Annotated in this window: 2 protein-coding genes; both read right to left on the bottom strand. The window is 49.1% G+C overall.

Annotated features, from left to right (window positions below):
• Positions 1-518 (bottom strand): hypothetical protein (locus tag R7Z49_RS23410; RefSeq protein ID WP_318112128.1); only part of this gene is annotated, 518 nt, incomplete at its 3' end.
• Positions 518-1,225 (bottom strand): CbbQ/NirQ/NorQ C-terminal domain-containing protein (locus R7Z49_RS23405; protein WP_318112127.1); only part of this gene is annotated, 708 nt, incomplete at its 5' end. The genes R7Z49_RS23410 and R7Z49_RS23405, both read right to left, overlap by 1 nt.

Genomic DNA, 1,225 nt, shown 5'->3' with positions numbered 1-1,225 from the left:
GTGTTAACAATGCCAGCGCCTTCACCTGACACCATGCTGATTTGATTGGTACTAGGTAATCCGCTTTTGCAAAACCCTAATGACCATTCTCCAATCCTGACCTGGTTATCATCAATAACAGCCAAGCCATAGGCTTCAAGCAGCTTTGCCATATCGAACAACGCTTTTTTCGCCAGCGATATTTGGCCATTGACGTCCTTGCGAGTACGAAACTCCCAACTGACGTTATTGACGCACGCGACACTATCTAGCGCATTTGAGAGTTCAAATGGCCGCCCTTGATGATCAATGCCGACTTGTCCAACCAATCGATAACCCTTGTTGATTTTCTCATTGATTCGTCGGTCTGCTTCAGCGTTAGGATCAGTCGAATCAATCAATCGCTGCTGCGACAATTGACCGGCTTTTCCAAACCGAACTTCAATCTCCTGGGTATCCGATCCAACGTAAATGGCCCATTCTTTGGCTGTCCCATCAGAATGACGGTAACGGTAAAGAGCAAAGCACTTATCCATCATCAATCCTCCCAATGGTCACCGAAGACATCAGCGGCAATACGGTGAATGGCTTCTCGTTGCTCCAACTCAGCACGAGCCGTCAAAGACCGAACCAGTGCATACTCCACTGCGTTAGGAGCGCCTTTAAAAGCAAGTGTTAACTTTGCCCAGCGCACCAAGGTCCGAGTGGACATAGTGATACTAAGCTCAGCACCACCATCCGCGCCCCCAATAAAGAGACGACGAATGTCACCAGCCACTTTCACCATTTTTTGGCGAAAGACTTCTGGCAAGCCCGGCGCAACGTTCTCCAGAATGGCTTCCTCTACAGAAGGCTCTGCATAGGTCGCTTCGATGATTCTAAAGCGATCAAGAAAAGCCAAATTCTGTTGGAGCACACCTTGATACAAGCCCGTTTGGTCACCGCTGCCCGCACTGTTGCCGGTAGCGATAAAACGAAACTTGGTATGTGGCATGATGATCTCACCGCCATTTTGTGCGATGACCAACGGGGCACCTTCCAAAATGTCATTGAGCCCAGCCAGTTCAGCAGGCTCAGCAAGATCCATTTCATTAATGATCAGCAAATGGCCATGCTTGACAGCCAGTGCCAGCGGCCCATACACAAAGGTCATGTTGCCATTAACCAGTGTGTGGTGACCGATAAGATCGGACAACTCCAATCGACCGTGCGCAGTAATTTGCTGAACAGGCCAATTCAATCGAGA

The organism is Vibrio sp. 1562, assembly GCF_033340155.1.
GTDB classification, from domain to species: domain Bacteria; phylum Pseudomonadota; class Gammaproteobacteria; order Enterobacterales; family Vibrionaceae; genus Vibrio; species Vibrio alginolyticus.
This window is presented reverse-complemented; position numbering and strand designations above follow the sequence as displayed.